A 16,760-nucleotide genomic window follows, 5' to 3' on the forward strand; every position below is an offset into this window, starting at 1 on the left:
CCTTAATTGGCACCCCTTTATGAGAACGGAGCAAAGTTATATTGGAAATTTGGAATAAAAAACAACATTGTTATTTTTTTGTAGCTTTATTATTATAAACTTCAAACTCAAAATGATGAAAGCTTTAGATGTATGGCGCAATTTCGTAAAAACAAGAAATACAGATGGTTTAAGTGATTTTATTGCCGATGATGCCGAATTATATTCACCTGTAGTATTTAAACCAATAGAGGGGCAATTTATGGTTTCTATTTATTTGATGGCTGCTTCACAAATTATTGCGAATGATAATTTTAAATATATTCGAGAAATAAGTGATGATACAAATGCCTTTTTAGAGTTTGAAACCGAAATTGATGGGATTATTGTTAATGGAGTAGATATGATTAAGTTTAATAAAGACGGAAAGCTTCAAGAAATAAAGGTTATGGTTCGTCCTCTAAAGGCAGTAAACATTGTTCATAAAAAGATGGGAGAGTACTTAGAAAAAATGCAATCTTAATCTAAACGAGGTTTTTTACGTAACGATTTTTTTTGAGCCTGTCTTTTTTTATTTTCCGCTTTTTTTACAATTGAACTTCTGGTAGGTTTAGTAGCTCTTCTCGTTTTTGGTCGCGCTAAACTTGAAGTTAATAGCTGAAAAAACTGTTGAGTTACAATTTCTTTGTTTTTATGTTGTGAACGACTTTCTTGAGAAGTAAGTATCAGAATTCCATCTTTGGAAATTCGTTTTTCAAGCTTTTTCCTGATGAGTTCTTTTTCTTCATTTTTTAATCCCTCTGAATTTTCTAGATTAAAATACAATTCAACTTTTGAAGCAACTTTGTTTACATTTTGACCACCCGGACCAGAACTTCTTGTAGCTTTAAATTGTATTTCGGTTTGAATGATACTTTTATCCAAGACTTAGTGCATTAATGTATTTGGATCAATATTTTGATGTAAAAAATGCAAATCTAAATCAATTAAAGAATCGGAGTAAGAATATAAATTCTCTTTTTTTGAGATTAAATCGTCAATAATTTCCGTGGCTTTTTTTAATCGTGTTTCTTTATCTCCTTTTAATAGTACATATGGACGATTATACTTTTCTAAAGTATTTTTAAAAGCATTAAACATTTCTTCACGTTGTTCAGGTCTGTCTCTTAAATCATCTTCTTCCCAAGGAGTATCTATATAAGTTAGAAAGTAAATGTCATAGGTGTTTTTAATAGCGTATTCATCTAATAACGGATCAACCAAACCTCCATAATATTCTTCTGAATAGACTTTAGTTTCTAGCAAGTCTGTGTCGCAAATTAATAGCTTATCGGCCTTTTTTGCTAAAGAGTTTTCTAAATGTATTTGCCCAACGGCAATCGGAATTAAATCACTTTCTTCACAAGTTTTACGTTCGTTATTCCACTTGTCTTGCAAATATTCTCTTGCATATTCAGGTGCCCAAACGGTGTTGTAATGTCTGGCAAGTTGTCGAGAAAGTGTAGTTTTTCCAGTGCTTTCTGGACCAAATAAAACTACTTTTACTAAGTTAATTTCGGATTGTCTAAGCTTTTCTTCCATGCTAAATATCCTGCTATTGCTATAAAGGTAAATATTAAATATTGAAAACTGGTAAATGTAAACCCTTTATAAAAGTATAAAGGAACTGAAATAATATCACCAATAATCCAGTAAATCCAATTCTCAATTTTTCTTCTTGCCATTAACCACATTCCAACAAAGAAAATAGCCGTAGTTACGGTATCTACATAAGCTGTCCAACTTGTCCATTTATCAAAAGAAACATAAATAAAATAAACAAAAATTAAGGTAGCTATAAAAATGGCGACGCTTATTTTCTTCTCTTTTGAAGTAGTTCTTGAAATTGGATGTACTACTTGTCCATTTTTAGTCTGAGTCCAAATATACCAGCCATAAACACTCATGATGAAATAATAACCGTTAATCATCATGTCACCAAGCAATCCCCATTTCAAAAGAAGATAAACGAAAATTGCAGTGCTTATCATTCCAGTTGGGAAAACCCAAATTTTATTTTGCTTAGAATACCAAACAGAAAGAAAACCAAAAATTACGGCTATAATTTCTAGCGTAACATCTAATGCGCTAGATTCTGCATATTGTCCAAAAAGAAAATCAAAAATTTGGTTCATAATCGCTCCTATCAGTTTTTACAATTTTCATTTGCAATAAACCATTATCGATGTTTTCAAAAGCTTTTTTAACTTCTGAAGTTAATAGTTGCATTACTTTATCGTAATCTCCATACACTTGAGTACTTAAAGGATTCTCAAGAATAGTTAAACCAGAAGCTCTAAGTTTCTTGATGAAATTAATAATGGGTTCTTCAAAATTATCTTGAAGCGGAGTAAGCGTTAACTCTACTGATATTTTCATTGAATAGTATTTCCTGCAAAAATAAAGACTATTATTCAAATAGTTTTTTCAGATTTTGTTTTGAAGTTTTTTTCATATTTAAACTTATTTCATCATAGAATGTTCCTTCTAAATTTTCACCAATGGCGATTAGTTTAACTTTTCCAATTATTGGGACTTCTGGAAAGAATAAAAGATCATTTGATACAGAATAACTAATAAATGAATTTAGATTTTTGTAAATGACATAAATATTAAAACCTGAAAAGTTTATATTTTCTTTAATTCTAAAAGAAATTTGTTTCTCGGGATTAACTAATCTATCAATGTTAATCCATCTGTCTTTTATATTTTTCAGAATAAATGAATTACTTTTAGTAATTAACTCATATCGTATTTTTTCATTTCTCGCTATTTCCTCTCTCCGCTTTTTTTCTCGTTTAGTAAAAGTTTCAAGGGAGTCTGAAGGAATTATAATTTGTTTACTAATTCCGCCGCCTATGTATAATTCAAAATATGCAAAATTTTGATTTGTAATCTCCCATTTTATTGACTCTAGTGAATCTTTTTCCGATAAGAAAATATCATTGTTTTTAAGCTTGCCATCAGGTGGGTAAACCAATAGTTTTTTACCTTCTCTAATTTCAAGTTCTTTTCCGTTAGAAGTAAATTTAATTTTTAAGACCCCTGATGTTTCTAATAACTCATCTTTCGTTGTTATTGTAGGTATGTTTCGATAAAGAATTTCTTTAAAATCATATAATTCAATTAATTCTAATTGAATAGGATCCTTATAAATAGTATCAAAAAGTTCTCGATAATACATAATTTTTGTACCATGTTTCCCTATAATCGTTTTGTACTCTAAAGTATCTAAATCGAAAAACTGTGGTTTTTCAGTTTGAAAACTCTCTAAATGGTTTTTTGAAACAAATGGTTCTAATTTGTCTGTTTTACAATTGAAGAATAAAATTGTTAGACTAATAAATATTAGGTATTGTAATTTCATAGTAATTTAGTTTTTAAGTTATGAGCAGAACAAAATCAAAACTTATACCAAAATCCGTTTAGTTATAATTCTTTCTCTTTTCTTTAGCCTCTTTTCCTTCTTCGAAATTAAAAAGCATAAACACAAGTAAAATCTTCTATTTCTTCAAAATGAATATCATATTCAGAAGTAACACCTTCATATAATATTTTTCCCGTAGTCGAACTCGTATCAAAAGAGAAATCTTCTATATACATGTGATTTAAGAAAAGTAATTTTTTCTTTCCGTAGATTTTATACAAACTTTCTTTTGCGCCCCAAACGATAGTCAATTTACTAACTAGAGCATCATGATTAGCAATCGATTTGTATTCTTCAATTGGAGTGAATTTATGCGCAATTTTCACAATTTTATCTCGTCTTTTTTCAATATCAATTCCAACTTTATTCTCCTTAGAAACAATTAATGCCGAAAATATAAAGGAGTGTGTAATGGAAATTTGAGTTCCGTCTTTTAAATGTGGTTTTCCATACTCATCGTAAAATAAATCACTGTCAGTGTAGCCAACTTCTTTTAATAAATGACGAATACTTAAAAAACCTCTTTGATGTATTTCTGATTTCATTTGAGATACACGATCAGCGCTTTGCGGAGTCAACTCAATTCCTTCAGAAAGTGTGTCGAAAGACTCTTCAATCTTCCAAATCAAAACTTTAGAATGCTTGTTAATATTGATTGTTTTATATAGAGGCATGATTTCGAAAGTTATTTTGTAATTTTGCAACTCAAAACAGAATATAATAAATATACAAAAATATGAGCACAAAAACAGCTGCGTATGTTCCTTACAAAGTTAAAGATATTTCTTTAGCAGATTGGGGAAGAAAAGAAATTGAGTTGGCAGAAGCTGAAATGCCAGGTTTAATGAGTTTACGTGAAGAGTACAAAGATGAACAACCTTTAAAAGGAGCAAGAATTGCAGGGTGTTTACACATGACTATTCAAACTGCGGTTTTAATCGAAACATTACAAGCTTTAGGAGCTGAAGTTACTTGGAGTTCTTGTAATATTTTCTCTACTCAAGATCAAGCTGCTGCTGCAATTGCTGCTGCTGGTACTCCAGTATATGCTTGGAAAGGAATGAACGAAGAAGAATTTGACTGGTGTATCGAGCAAACGTTATTTTTCGGAGAAGATAGAAAGCCATTAAACATGATTTTAGATGATGGTGGTGATTTAACAAACATGGTATTGGATAAGTATCCTGAGTTAGCTGAAGGAATCAACGGCTTATCTGAAGAAACTACTACAGGTGTTCACCGTTTATACGAAAGAGTTAAGAATGGTACTTTACCAATGCCAGCAATCAACGTAAATGATTCTGTAACGAAATCTAAGTTTGATAACAAATACGGATGTAAAGAATCTGCAGTTGATGCAATTCGTCGTGCTACTGATGTTATGTTAGCTGGAAAAAGAGTTGTTGTTTGTGGATATGGAGATGTTGGAAAAGGAACAGCTGCTTCTTTCCGTGGAGCGGGATCGATTGTTACGGTGACTGAAATTGATCCAATTTGTGCTTTACAAGCTGCAATGGACGGTTTTGAAGTGAAGAAATTAGAAACTGTTGTTGGAAATGCAGATATCGTTATTACAACTACAGGAAATAAAGATATCGTTCGTGGTGAGCACTTCGAAGCTTTAAAAGATAAAGCGATTGTTTGTAACATCGGACACTTCGATAATGAAATCGATATGGCTTGGTTAAACGAAAAGTATGGAAATACTAAAGTTGAAATCAAACCTCAGGTTGATAAATATAACGTAAACGGAAATGACGTTATCATTTTAGCGGAAGGACGTTTAGTAAACTTAGGATGTGCAACAGGTCACCCAAGTTTTGTAATGTCTAATTCATTTACGAACCAAACATTAGCACAAATCGAATTATGGAATAATGCTGATGCGTATAAGAATGATGTATACATGTTACCAAAGCACTTAGATGAGAAAGTAGCAAAATTACACTTAGCTAAAATTGGAGTTGAGTTAACCGAGTTACGTCAAGATCAAGCTGAGTATATCGGTGTAACTGTTGAAGGCCCATATAAGCCAGAACACTACAGATACTAAGATTAATATTTTATTATAGTATAAATTAAGACTCGCTTTTTGCGGGTCTTTTTTATTTTCTTAATAAACTAAAATGGCCTTTAACTTCTCTTTTTTTTCCAAAAACATCTACTAGATTTATTAAAAACCAATAATCGTTTGAGGGAGCAATATCTCCATTATAAATTCCGTTCCAAGTAGGTTTTTCTGGTAGGAGCATAGCTATAGTTTTACCAAACCTATCATATATATAAATGTTACCACTTGGATAAAATGTAGGACTTAAGCCTTCAATTGACCATACGTCATTTACCCCATCATTGTTAGGAGTGAAAAAAGTAGGAATACTTAATAAAGAAACTTCTTGAGTTTCGAGATTGCATCCAAATTTATCTCTTATTAATATAGTATATATTCCAATATTTAGATTTTCAAATAGAGGGTTATCTTGAAAAGATACTAGAACATTATTTTCTGAATCTAACAAACTAAATTCGAAATTGTATACATCAGAATTTTCTATGATAATATTAATAGAGTTGTTCTCAGAATTATCTTTAATTTCAGTATTATATTTAATAGAACTACTTACAATTAGATGTATTTCGGTATATGCGACGCATCCATTATCATTTTCGACTCTTGCCCAGACTGTATCTGTATTTGGAATTTCATTTTCATAAGATGTGAAATTTGGAATTTCATCAAGGTTTTCTGTTGCTTCTTCGATAGATTCGAAATAGCTGATATTAAAAATACTTGAATTATCAACTATATGTTGATTTGCATCTGTTAGATTAAAAGTACCAATACCATTATCGTTTGCATCACAGTTTCTCAGTGTAACTATTTCATTTGTTTCTGGATTTTCAAAAATCTCAAAAGTGATATTGGAAGAACAACCGTTTTTAGTCATATAAGTTATTTCTGCAGTACCAGGAGCAATTGTAGTGATATTTCCAGTATTATCAATATTAAGAATTGACGGGTTTGAGGAGGTCCAAGGAGTTGTTTCGTTTGGAGTGCCCGAGCTAGATAATTGAATGTTTTGATTCATACATGTTGTCCTAGGACCAATAATTGGGGGAGCTCCTGCGGTTATATTGATTGCGTTGCTTTGAATACAATTGTCTAAAGATTCAATTAAAAGGCGATATTCCGAACTGTTGATTAGTGTGTTAGGAAGTGTACAATTTATAGTTCCATCATTATTTGTTGTAATGGTTCCGAGATTAATAGAATTAGTAAAACTTCCGTTTTCGTCACTTAAAACAGCAGTCCAAGTTGTATTGGAATTGAATATTCCAGATAAAGTAAAAGAAACATCAAAAGAGTCACCCGCACACAATTCCAGTTGCGGATTAGGTTCTATTAATTCAATGTTTTTTAATAAATCATCATAAACGGTTAAGAAAATCTGTCCGCTTTGTTCATAAACAACGACAATATTATTTGTAGTAGGACTTCTAGCTATGTTATGACTACCACCAGGAGCCACTAAAATAGGTGTGTTAAAAGTAGCTCCTTGATCTGTACTAACATTAAGCATTAAGCCTCCATTATCGTTTCTGTAACCATCAATTAAAGTTCCTTTATTATCGGCATATAAAGTTCTTCCTTCTGAAGTTATCGAGTTATTACCTAAAGTAATTTCTGTTGTATTTCCAGTTTCTACATCAATTTTATAACCTAAGGTTTCTGAAGGGCTTATATTTCCGCCACCTACAAAAATAAAAGTTCCACATGGGCCATCACTAAGAGCATAACTAGAATAAAATACCTGCCCAGGAGGGTTTAAATTAATACCGGTTAATGAAGCCCCCTGATTAACACTTTCAAATAAAACTAAGCTAGGATTGTCCATAGGTAAGTAAACGTTACCATTTTGGTCTGTTAATACATCAGCATAAACCATTGAGATTCCAGTAGAAGTAGTATTGAATGTACCAATACCATTGTTATTATTATAATAAAGAGTTGTTCCAGATTGATCAGTTATATACACATTATTCTGACTTGTAGACATATGAACACTTGAGCTAAAAATATTTCCAAATACTTGAGAAGTATTAAAGGAATTTCCTCCATCATTACTTGAAAATAGATTTACTTGACTATCTTCAATCCAGGCAACAAAAACAGTACCTTGATCATTTACGGCTAGTTCAGGCTCTGCATTATCCGCCAAACTGACAAGTATACTTGGCGAAAAGCTCTGACCTCCATTCGTGCTTTTACTTAACCTGATTTCTGAGGGGGTGGCATATACGACAAATATATTTCCGTTCATATCTATGGCTACATTTCTACTAGTGTTTGCGCTCCCTATATTGTTTGAAAAACCAGAATCACTAACAGGAGTACCTGAGAATAAAGGTGTTTGGGCAAAAGTATTATTGAAAAATAAAGAGAAAAATAAAATGAAATAAATCTTAGCAAAAGATTTTCTTCTAGGAATTCCTTTTCCGATTCTCATAATAGCAAATTAATTTTTACACGAATGTAATAATTTAGCATCATGTTTCCAAAATCGAGAAATTCAAATTAAGTAAATAAAGTTGGTTGAATTAGCTGAGTTAAGCAACGATTAAGGTAAAGATATTGGACTTACTGTTGAAAGTTCATGCAAACTATAGCATTTTCGATACTAATTAGAAAACGTCCTAACGAAGTAGTGAAACAATTGAAGTAGTCTTTTTGGTTTTTAGATGTTTTTTAATGATTAAATAATTCAACATAAACTCTTACCAAAAGTGAGTCTTTGATTATTGATTTTTATATATTTGCAGAAAATTCGCTATTTGAAAAACGGGAACTTCATTTAGCTATGAATTGATATTAAACTTGTAAAAACTTGTAAAAACTTTTAAATGAAAAAGTCAATTTTAACGACTATCGCTATTGGTTTAGCAATGGTTACACATGCCCAGTGGACAAATACGGGAGATAATACAACTACTGGAAAAGTTACAGCTAAAGAATATAAATTTCCAATGGAACTTTTTGATTTCTCTAAAATGCCTAGAACTCAAATATCTCCAATGAGTATAAAATTATTTGATGATTATAATACATATAGGCCTGGAGGATCTTCGCCGGATAATAATGCATGGGGTACTTTACTTGCAATTAATGGTCGTGCAAGTCATTGGGAGAATAATATTTACTTCGGTGCAGTTACTAACAAGATGTACTTTAGGATAAGTAGATATGCGCAGCACACAGCAGAAAATGGTGTAAAGGGAGATTATAATAACTGGAGAACTTTATTAGATAATATGAGTGATGTAAAGTCTTCAAAGTTGTTGAAAATGGAAGGTAATGGAATTCATTATTTTTCTAGCGGAAACTTAAGTATCGGTACAACAACTTCTAAGGCTAGATTACACGTAAATGGAAGTATATATTCTCAGATAGGAGAAGGGTTTAAACTTTTAGGAGATTCAAATTACTTTGGGCAATATAACGATGGAATTATTTTTCAAATGGAGGATAGCAATGGAACTAATGGTAATACCGATGGTGGTTTTGTATTTAGAGGTCATACTCCTACTGATGGATTGTCTAAAGAATGGATGGTTATTAAAACAGGAGGTAGAGTTGGTATTGGTACTACGGATCCTACCGAAGCTAAACTTGTGGTTAAACATAGTTCAAATGCGGGTCTATCAGGTAATAAAACTGGAGCTATCGCAATAGTGGGTCGAAATACTGAATTAGCAATGGGAGCAAGTGCAGATATGAATGGTGCTAGTTGGATACAAACTAGGCATTCACTTAGTGCTTATCCCAATGCAGCTTACAGATTAGCCTTAAACCCATTGGGAGGGAATGTTGGTATCGGAACGACTGATATTCCTTCTGGTTTTAAACTAGCTGTCGCAGGGAAAATGATTTCTGAAGAAGTTACGGTAAAATTACAGTCAACTTGGCCAGATTATGTTTTTGCTAATGATTATCAATTATCAACTTTAGAAGAGGTTGAAGAGCAAATTACTAAGAATGGTCATTTAGCTAATATTCCTTCTGCTGTGGAAGTTGAGAAAAATGGAATTGAGTTAGGAGAAATGAACAAAAAATTATTGGAAAAAATAGAGGAACTAACGCTTTATACAATTCAACAAGAAAAAGAAATTAAAGCCTTAAAAAAGCAAGACTCAAAACTTCAAAAACTGGAAAAGGAGAATCAAGAATTACAAGATAGGCTTACGAAGATTGAAGAAATGTTAAGTAAAAAATAAACCAAAAAGCTCGCAATTAGCGAGCTTTTTTAGTTTATATAAAGTTAGAATTTTAAATATTTAAAGAATTAAATAATTCAATTAGTTTGGGATCTGAAGGTCTTGGAGCATTAGAATCAATTATATTTCCTTTAGTATCTATTAATATAAAACGCGGAATAGTAGCTACCATATAATCTTTTATAAATTTAGACTTCCAATCATTATCAGCAAATAACTGCATTCCTGTTAAGCTTTCATCGGAAACCATTTTTTTCCAAGCATCATGATCTTTACTTTTATCAATAGAAATACTTACAAACTCAATGTTTTTATCGTGGAATTTTTTCTCTACTTCTTTTAGAAAAGGAATCTCTTTTTTACAAGGAATACACCAGGTAGCCCACAAATCAATATAAACATATTTTCCCTTTAAATCCGAAAGAGAAGTAGTTCCTCCTTTAAAATTTTCATAATTTTCAAAAACTGGAGATACCAAACCTTTAGCTAGTTTTTTATTAATAGCTATCCTATTTTGACGTACCTTTTCAATTTGATTCTTTACCTCTTCTAACCTCTTTTTCTGCAAAGAGATAAATATTGTGTCTGTAGTAATAGTATCTAACTCTTTTATGATATTATCAGTAAATGATCGCATTTTAGAATCATAATCTTCTTGAGGAAGTGCTAAGAGTTTATCAGCATTTTTTAAGAAGGTTCTAAATTTTAAAGTGCTTTTAGATAAATGTATGTTTTCATGATTAAGAGATTTGGTAAAAGATATGGTTTCATAAATGTTTTTAGCATCTAAAGTAATATTTAGATCCATTCCGTTTCTTAGATATATTTGCACATATGCTCCATTAGAAGAAAGAAAATAAAGCTCAGTTTTTACATTCAGAGTGTCACTAAAACTTCCATCCTTGTTAAGTTTAATGGTTTTTTTATAATTTTTAGCCCCACTAATAATAATAGAGTCTGAGTTTTTATTTGAAATTTTTCCAGATAATGTTACAAAATCATTTGGTTCACTTTTACAGGATAAGGCAGTAATAATTATAGCTACAAAATAAATTAGCTTTTTCATTAATTTTTAGTTTTTGGTTAAAAGCTTAAAGCTATGGATTTCATTTGAATAATTATGTTAATTTTCACAATAGATTATAAATAAAGAAATAAATTATTTTCTTTTAATCAGTTATTAAGTAGAAGATAAAAATCTATAAACTCATGATTTCATTTATTCTAACTTCACTACATTTATAACAACCAAATTATATGTAAATGAAATCTTTTTTTATATCCCTAGTTTCAATAGTCTTTATTTCTTGTGGACAAGCGGAAAAAACTGAAGTAAAAGAGTCAAAAGAGTCGAAAGAATCAAAAACAATTAATGTTGATAAAGTTGAGATAGTGGGAGTAGAGAGTTTGTCACTAACTCTCGAACAAGCGAATAAATTATCTAGTTTACCGATTCACTGTATCAATGTGGAGTATCCAAATAAACTAAATCAGACTATCGGGAGTAGTAATGATTTAAAATCACCGAAACAATTACATCCCGCATTTTATGGTTGTTTTGATTGGCATTCTTCTGTTCATGGACATTGGAGTTTGGTAGCGCTATTAAAACAGTTTCCAAATCTTGATAATGCTGAAACGATTAAAGCACAGTTACTTCAAAATATTTCTAAAAAGAATATTGAAAAAGAGGTCAAGTACTTTTATGGAAAATATAATAAGAGTTACGAACGAACGTATGGTTGGGCTTGGTTACTAAAATTAGCCGAAGAATTACATACTTGGGATGATAAAACAGCCAGAACCCTTGAGAATAACTTACAACCTCTTACAGATTTAATTGTAGGGAAGTATTTTCAGTTTTTACCGAAATTAAAGTATCCGATTAGAGTAGGAGAACATACAAATACTGCATTCGGATTAACTTTTGCTTGGGATTATGCAAATACTACAAATAATAGAGAATTGAAATTGTTAATCGAAACAAGAGCAAAAGCTTTTTATTTAAAAGACCAGAACTGTCCATTATCTTGGGAACCAAGTGGATTTGACTTTCTTTCACCGTGTTTACATGAAGCAGCGATAATGAAACGCGTTTTATCTAAAGAGTTATTTAATGAATGGTTCGATAAATTTCTTCCTCAACTGAAAGATGTAAACTTTCAATTTCCAGTGGGAGAAGTTTCTGATAGAACTGATGGAAAATTGGTTCATTTAGATGGTGTGAATTTTTCGAGAGCTTGGGCATTGAATAAGATTATTGAAGGTTCTCCAAAGTTAAATCATTTAAAGAGGATTGCTAATCAACATATAGAATATTCATTACCAAATTTAGTTGGTGACAGTTATGAAGGCGGGCATTGGTTAGGCAGTTTTGCGATTTATGCATTAAAATCGTCTAAAGATGATTAAAAAGTTTTTTCAGAACATTGGTCCAGGTACTTTAGTAGCTGCTGCATTTATTGGCCCAGGAACGGTTACCGTTTGTACATTGGCGGGTGTAAATTTTGGATTTGGCTTACTTTGGGCAATGCTCATTTCCATATTAGCTACTATCTTCCTACAAGAAATGGCGGCTCGTTTAGGAATTATTTCTCAAAAAGGTTTGTCTGAGGTTATTCGAGAAGAAGTTAAAAATCCTGTCTTCAGAAATATTTTAATCGTACTCATATTAATTGCAATTGTTATCGGAAACTCATTGTACGAAGCTGGAAATATTAGTGGTGGTGTTTTAGGATTGGAGACGATTATAGGAAATCAGAGTTATATGATGGGTCCGTTTTATGTGAATGTTTTAAGCATTGTTATTGGACTTGTAGCTTTTTTTTTATTACATATTGGAACTTATAAAGCTCTAGAGAAAATCCTTGTAACTCTAGTTATCATAATGAGCTTGTCATTTTTGATTACAGGTATTATTACAAAACCCAACATTCTTGAAATTTTTAAAGGATTATTCATTCCAACGCTTCCTGAAAACGGAATTCTTACTGTAATTGCACTTGTCGGAACTACAGTTGTTCCATATAATTTATTTTTACACGCTTCTCTGGTAAAAGAAAAGTGGAGTAAACCGGAAGATATTTCTAGTGTAAAAAAAGATACAATCGTTTCTATTGCCTTAGGAGGAATTGTTTCGATGTCAATTATTATTTCAGCAGCTAGTATAAATTCTGATGCGGTTTCAAATGTAGCGGATTTAGCCAAAGGTTTAGAACCACTTTACGGAGCCATGGCAAAGTATTTTTTAGCAATCGGATTGTTTGCAGCGGGAATTACATCGGCAATTACAGCTCCTTTAGCTGCTGCTTACGTCGCTAAAGGTTGTTTGGGTTGGACTGGCGGTTTACAATCTTCAAAGTTTAGAAGAGTTTGGATTTTCATTCTTATCCTCGGAATTTTATTTTCCTCATTAGGAATAAAACCTATTCAAATAATTAAAGTTGCTCAAGTAGCTAACGGTTTATTATTGCCGTTAATTGCTGGAATTTTACTTTGGGTAATGAATAAAGAGTCTGTTTTAGGAAAGTTTAAGAATACCAAATTGCAAAACTTTATAGGATTGTGTTTACTCGTGTTTACGATTTTTCTTGGATTAAAAAGTATTCTAAAAGTTTTAAATGTTTATTAAACAAATAGATATTAATTGTGATGTTGGAGAAGGGTTAAATAATGAACAATATTTAATGCCTTATCTAGACTCTTGCAATATTGCTTGTGCTGCACATGCAGGAAGTAAGGAGGTTATTGAAGCTGTAGTTGTTTTAGCCAAAGAGTACAAAGTTAAAATAGGAGCTCATCCATCGTTTCCGGATCGTGAAAATTTTGGAAGAAAAGTGATGGCTATTCCGATGGCAGATTTAAAACTTAGCATTCGAAATCAAATAGATTTAGTAAAAACCATAACTGAGAAAAATAATTTAAAACTTCATCATGTAAAACCACATGGAGCCTTGTATAATATCGCAGCTAAAGAGAAGAGTTATGCTGAAATTATTATAGATGAATTAGTTCGATTGGAATATCCTGTTTTTTTGTATGCACCTTATAATTCTGTAATCTCAGAATTAGCCAAAGAGAATGGAATTCAAGTAATGTATGAAGCTTTTATAGATAGAAATTACAACAATGATTTGTCTTTGGTGTCGAGAACACTTCCAAATGCAATTATTGAAGAAAATGAATCGGCTTGGAAGCAATTAAAATCAATGATTGAAGATGAAAAGCTAATTTCTATACAAGGTGAAAAAGTAAAGATAAAGGCAAATACATTCTGTATACATGGAGATCATAAAAATGCTTTAACGTTACTCAAGTTTATTCGAATGAAACTTTCACAAAATGATTGAGGAAATCAAGTTTGATCGTTTTGGAGAAAAGGCAATTCTACTGACTTGGAAAAATAAAATATCTCCAAAAATTATTGAAGATATCAATAACTTCAAGAGTAATATTCTTGAAATAAAGAAATCAGAAATTGTTGATTTCATTATTGGTTACAACTCTCTACTTTTAAAATATAATAATGATGTTAACTTCTCTCAAGAAATAGAAGAATTGAAAAGTTTTTACAAGGAGAGAAATGTAAAATCACAAAACACAAAATTCCGTTGGGAAATACCAGTTTGTTATGATATTAATTTAGGTTTTGATATTGAGAATTTATCGAATCAACTGAACTTGTCTGTTGATGAGATTATTCAAAAACATTCAAGTGTAGATTATACAGTTTATTTTATCGGTTTTTTGCCAGGTTTCCTTTATTTGGGTGGTTTAGATGCTTCTTTGGAAGTAAACCGAAAAGCAACTCCACTTTTGAATGTTCCTAAAGGTTCCGTTGCAATAGGAGGGAAGCAAACAGGAGTTTATCCACAAGAAAGTGCTGGTGGTTGGCATATCATAGGAAGAACTCCAATTAACTTTTTTAATAGAGATGAGGAGGTTCCATGTTTCGCTAAATCTGGAGATCAATTACGTTTTAAACCAATTTCAATTGAGGAGTTTAAAAGAATAGAGATTGAAATGTCTTTGAATCAATATGAATTAATAAAAACCGTAATTCATGATTAAAGTTATTTCTCCAGGAATTTTTTCTTCAATTCAAGATGAAGGCAGATTTGGATTTGCACATTTTGGTATCCCAACTTCAGGAGCTATGGATGTACAATCTTTACATCTAGCAAATGCTATTCTAAATAACGAATTGAATGCAGCTGCTATTGAAATAACATATGGAAATGTGAAGTTTGAGTTTTTACAAGCTTGTGAAATTTGTGTTTCAGGAGCTAATTTCTCACCTCATGTAAACGGAAAACCTATTTCATTGAATAAAAGAGTTCATATTCAAAGAGGAGGAATTTTTTCTTTAGAGAAAAGAGTTTACGGATTAAGAACATATCTCGCTATTCAAGGTGGAATTAATTCTGAAAAGGTATTTGGAAGCCGAAGTTTTTATAAAGGAATCACAACTGAATCTAATCTGAAAAAAGGAGATATAATTGATGTGTTCAATTCAAATAAAAGAGCTTCAATGAATAATTACTCACGATTTAAAATAGACTTAGAACATTTCAAAAGTTCGGAAATAGAGTGTTTTCAAGGACCAGAATTTCACTTACTAACTAATGAGGAGCAAACAAAACTTTTAAATTCAGAGTTTACCATTTCTCCTAAAAATAGTAGAATGGGATATATGTTATCAGAAAAAATCGAAAATGAATTACCTTCTATATTATCATCAGGTGTGCTTCCAGGAACAGTACAATTAACGCCTTCTGGTGAATTAATTATTCTAATGCGAGATTGCCAAGTAACAGGAGGTTATCCTAGAGTTCTGCAATTAACCGCGAGTGCAGTTAATCGCTTAGCACAGAAAACAACAGGAGAGAAAGTAGTTCTGAAAATTTAGCATTGAAACAAAAAAAACACCTCTTGAAAGAAGTGTTTTTTGTGATATTTTAAAAATAGTCCGAAAACTTATATTTCTAATGAATTAAATAATTCTACAAGTTTAGGATCCGATGGTCTAGGAGCATCAGCGCTTACAATGTTTCCGTCTGGATCAATTAAAATAAAACGCGGAATAGAGCTAATTCTGTATGCTTGAGAAAAACTTTTATCTTCATTGGCATACAATTGAATTCCGCCTAAATCTTTTTCTTCAACCATATCAGTCCAAGTGAAATAATCATCTCTTTTATCAATAGAAATACTTACGAATTGAATGTTTTTGTCATGATAATCTTTTTCAAGTTTTTGTAATGCTGGAATTTCAGCTAAACAAGGATTACACCAAGTTGCCCAAACATCAATGTATACATATTTTCCTTTTAAATCATCTAAAGAAACAGTTTCTCTATCTGGCTTTTCATAGTCAACAAACTTAGGAGCAACCTTTCCTTTTGCTAATTCGTTTTTAATATACATTTTCTCATCATGCATTGCTTTAACTTGATTTTCTAATGCTTTGATATTGTTTTTTTGTAAAGAAACAAAAGCAGTATCTAAAAGCTTATTTTCTAAACGACTACTAAAACTAGAAACATAGGCGTTTAATTTTTCATCAAACTCAGCTTTTGGTAATTCAATCATGGTCATAACTCCTTTGTTAAACTCCATTTGATTTAAAGCTGTTTTTACCATAAAGTTACTTTCAGCAGCTCCTTTACCCGAGAAAATCATAGACTTATTAAAGTCTTTTCCATCCGTATTCATAATAATTTCATCTCCATTTCTAAAATACACAGTAGCGTATTTTTTTCCATCAAACAAAGAGAAAAATCCATTGTCAACTTTCAACGTATCTTTAAAAGTTCCATTTTCATCAAGCTTTATAACTTTTTTATATCCTTTTTGACCATTAGCAATTACAATCGAATCAGCATTTGGGTTCTCAATTTTCCCCGAGAAACTTACAAAATCATTTTTCTTACACGATGTTAATACTAACATAGCTAAGAATACATACATTACATTCTTCATTATATATAAAATTAGGTTGAGTAAAAATAAGAGAAAATATTAAGAATCGTAAAAAATGAAA

Annotated in this window: 17 protein-coding genes; 8 read left to right on the forward strand and 9 right to left on the reverse strand. The window is 31.2% G+C overall.

Annotated features, from left to right (window positions below; all coding sequences use genetic code 11):
• Positions 1-112 precede the first annotated feature (112 nt).
• On the forward strand, positions 113-502 hold the full coding sequence (locus tag ACOSP6_RS12805) for a hypothetical protein (protein WP_422094301.1): 390 nt from the start codon (positions 113-115) through the stop codon (positions 500-502).
• Here the strand turns inward: ACOSP6_RS12805 and arfB are convergent.
• The 6 genes from arfB to ACOSP6_RS12835 form a co-directional block, all read right to left on the reverse strand.
• Entirely contained in the window at positions 499-903 is a 405-nt protein-coding gene (gene arfB, locus ACOSP6_RS12810) for an alternative ribosome rescue aminoacyl-tRNA hydrolase ArfB (RefSeq protein WP_422094302.1), read from the reverse strand. The two genes, ACOSP6_RS12805 and arfB, sit on opposite strands and share 4 nt — an antisense overlap.
• Positions 904-906: 3 nt before the next feature.
• Positions 907-1,560: an AAA family ATPase gene (locus tag ACOSP6_RS12815; RefSeq protein WP_422094303.1), complete on the reverse strand. Its 654-nt coding sequence runs from the start codon at positions 1,558-1,560 to the stop codon at positions 907-909.
• Entirely contained in the window at positions 1,524-2,153 is a 630-nt protein-coding gene (gene pnuC, locus ACOSP6_RS12820; RefSeq protein WP_422094304.1) for a nicotinamide riboside transporter PnuC, read from the reverse strand. The genes ACOSP6_RS12815 and pnuC overlap by 37 nt, the downstream gene beginning before the upstream one ends.
• Positions 2,137-2,397: a thiamine-binding protein gene (locus ACOSP6_RS12825; RefSeq protein ID WP_422094305.1), complete on the reverse strand. Its 261-nt coding sequence runs from the start codon at positions 2,395-2,397 to the stop codon at positions 2,137-2,139. Before ACOSP6_RS12825 ends, pnuC begins: the two co-directional genes overlap by 17 nt.
• A gap of 31 nt (positions 2,398-2,428) precedes the next feature.
• Positions 2,429-3,385: a hypothetical protein gene (locus ACOSP6_RS12830; RefSeq protein WP_422094306.1), complete on the reverse strand. Its 957-nt coding sequence runs from the start codon at positions 3,383-3,385 to the stop codon at positions 2,429-2,431.
• A gap of 107 nt (positions 3,386-3,492) precedes the next feature.
• Positions 3,493-4,119, reverse strand: a complete 627-nt coding sequence (locus ACOSP6_RS12835) for a 4'-phosphopantetheinyl transferase family protein (RefSeq protein WP_422094307.1) — start codon at positions 4,117-4,119, stop codon at positions 3,493-3,495.
• Between the two features lie 62 nt (positions 4,120-4,181).
• Between ACOSP6_RS12835 and ahcY the strand changes: the two genes are divergently transcribed.
• Entirely contained in the window at positions 4,182-5,498 is a 1,317-nt protein-coding gene (ahcY, locus tag ACOSP6_RS12840; RefSeq protein WP_422094308.1) for an adenosylhomocysteinase, read from the forward strand.
• A gap of 52 nt (positions 5,499-5,550) precedes the next feature.
• Here the strand turns inward: ahcY and ACOSP6_RS12845 are convergent, their stop codons facing one another.
• On the reverse strand, positions 5,551-7,953 hold the full coding sequence (locus ACOSP6_RS12845) for a T9SS type B sorting domain-containing protein (protein WP_422094309.1): 2,403 nt from the start codon (positions 7,951-7,953) through the stop codon (positions 5,551-5,553).
• A gap of 394 nt (positions 7,954-8,347) precedes the next feature.
• Here ACOSP6_RS12845 and ACOSP6_RS12850 point away from each other — a divergent pair, with 394 nt between their 5' ends.
• Positions 8,348-9,718 (forward strand): hypothetical protein, encoded by a 1,371-nt coding sequence (locus tag ACOSP6_RS12850; protein WP_422094310.1) that lies wholly within the window; start codon positions 8,348-8,350, stop codon positions 9,716-9,718.
• A 52-nt stretch (positions 9,719-9,770) separates the two neighbouring features.
• Here the strand turns inward: ACOSP6_RS12850 and ACOSP6_RS12855 are convergent, their stop codons facing one another.
• Positions 9,771-10,784 (reverse strand): TlpA family protein disulfide reductase, encoded by a 1,014-nt coding sequence (locus ACOSP6_RS12855; protein ID WP_422094311.1) that lies wholly within the window; start codon positions 10,782-10,784, stop codon positions 9,771-9,773.
• Positions 10,785-10,981: 197 nt separating this feature from the next.
• On the opposite strand from ACOSP6_RS12855, the gene ACOSP6_RS12860 reads away from it, so the two are divergent.
• Genes ACOSP6_RS12860 through ACOSP6_RS12880 form a run of 5 tightly spaced genes read left to right on the forward strand, consistent with a single transcriptional unit; the run spans position 10,982 to position 15,626 of the window.
• Complete coding sequence (locus ACOSP6_RS12860) at positions 10,982-12,130, forward strand: DUF2891 domain-containing protein (protein WP_422094312.1); 1,149 nt, start codon at positions 10,982-10,984, stop codon at positions 12,128-12,130.
• On the forward strand, positions 12,123-13,349 hold the full coding sequence (locus tag ACOSP6_RS12865; protein WP_422094313.1) for an Nramp family divalent metal transporter: 1,227 nt from the start codon (positions 12,123-12,125) through the stop codon (positions 13,347-13,349). The genes ACOSP6_RS12860 and ACOSP6_RS12865 overlap by 8 nt, the downstream gene beginning before the upstream one ends.
• A complete protein-coding gene (gene pxpA / locus ACOSP6_RS12870) occupies positions 13,339-14,067 on the forward strand; it encodes a 5-oxoprolinase subunit PxpA (protein ID WP_422094314.1) in 729 nt (242 codons plus the stop codon). The genes ACOSP6_RS12865 and pxpA overlap by 11 nt, the downstream gene beginning before the upstream one ends.
• Positions 14,060-14,788: a 5-oxoprolinase subunit PxpB gene (pxpB, locus tag ACOSP6_RS12875; protein WP_422094315.1), complete on the forward strand. Its 729-nt coding sequence runs from the start codon at positions 14,060-14,062 to the stop codon at positions 14,786-14,788. The genes pxpA and pxpB overlap by 8 nt, the downstream gene beginning before the upstream one ends.
• The gene (locus tag ACOSP6_RS12880; RefSeq protein ID WP_422094316.1) at positions 14,781-15,626 is read left to right on the forward strand and encodes a biotin-dependent carboxyltransferase family protein; all 846 of its coding nucleotides are present in this window, start codon (positions 14,781-14,783) and stop codon (positions 15,624-15,626) included. The genes pxpB and ACOSP6_RS12880 overlap by 8 nt, the downstream gene beginning before the upstream one ends.
• A 68-nt stretch (positions 15,627-15,694) precedes the next feature.
• Here ACOSP6_RS12880 and ACOSP6_RS12885 read toward each other — a convergent pair whose 3' ends face one another.
• On the reverse strand, positions 15,695-16,699 hold the full coding sequence (locus ACOSP6_RS12885; RefSeq protein WP_422094317.1) for a TlpA family protein disulfide reductase: 1,005 nt from the start codon (positions 16,697-16,699) through the stop codon (positions 15,695-15,697).
• Between the last annotated feature and the right edge of the window lie 61 nt (positions 16,700-16,760).

Origin of the sequence: Tenacibaculum sp. MEBiC06402, assembly GCF_049239625.1 — a bacterium.
Classification (GTDB): Bacteria; Bacteroidota; Bacteroidia; order Flavobacteriales; family Flavobacteriaceae; genus Polaribacter.

Coding starts and splice junctions, on each gene's coding strand:
- ACOSP6_RS12885 (WP_422094317.1), bottom strand. CDS start 16,699: ATGAAGAATGTAATGTATGTATTCTTAGCTATGTTAGTATTAACATCG.
- ACOSP6_RS12860 (WP_422094312.1), top strand. CDS start 10,982: ATGAAATCTTTTTTTATATCCCTAGTTTCAATAGTCTTTATTTCTTGT.
- ACOSP6_RS12880 (WP_422094316.1), top strand. CDS start 14,781: ATGATTAAAGTTATTTCTCCAGGAATTTTTTCTTCAATTCAAGATGAA.
- ACOSP6_RS12805 (WP_422094301.1), top strand. CDS start 113: ATGATGAAAGCTTTAGATGTATGGCGCAATTTCGTAAAAACAAGAAAT.
- ACOSP6_RS12815 (WP_422094303.1), bottom strand. CDS start 1,560: ATGGAAGAAAAGCTTAGACAATCCGAAATTAACTTAGTAAAAGTAGTT.
- pxpA (WP_422094314.1), top strand. CDS start 13,339: ATGTTTATTAAACAAATAGATATTAATTGTGATGTTGGAGAAGGGTTA.
- ACOSP6_RS12845 (WP_422094309.1), bottom strand. CDS start 7,953: ATGAGAATCGGAAAAGGAATTCCTAGAAGAAAATCTTTTGCTAAGATT.
- ACOSP6_RS12835 (WP_422094307.1), bottom strand. CDS start 4,119: ATGCCTCTATATAAAACAATCAATATTAACAAGCATTCTAAAGTTTTG.
- pxpB (WP_422094315.1), top strand. CDS start 14,060: ATGATTGAGGAAATCAAGTTTGATCGTTTTGGAGAAAAGGCAATTCTA.
- ACOSP6_RS12850 (WP_422094310.1), top strand. CDS start 8,348: ATGAAAAAGTCAATTTTAACGACTATCGCTATTGGTTTAGCAATGGTT.
- ACOSP6_RS12865 (WP_422094313.1), top strand. CDS start 12,123: ATGATTAAAAAGTTTTTTCAGAACATTGGTCCAGGTACTTTAGTAGCT.
- ACOSP6_RS12825 (WP_422094305.1), bottom strand. CDS start 2,397: ATGAAAATATCAGTAGAGTTAACGCTTACTCCGCTTCAAGATAATTTT.
- ACOSP6_RS12855 (WP_422094311.1), bottom strand. CDS start 10,784: ATGAAAAAGCTAATTTATTTTGTAGCTATAATTATTACTGCCTTATCC.
- pnuC (WP_422094304.1), bottom strand. CDS start 2,153: ATGAACCAAATTTTTGATTTTCTTTTTGGACAATATGCAGAATCTAGC.
- ACOSP6_RS12830 (WP_422094306.1), bottom strand. CDS start 3,385: ATGAAATTACAATACCTAATATTTATTAGTCTAACAATTTTATTCTTC.
- ahcY (WP_422094308.1), top strand. CDS start 4,182: ATGAGCACAAAAACAGCTGCGTATGTTCCTTACAAAGTTAAAGATATT.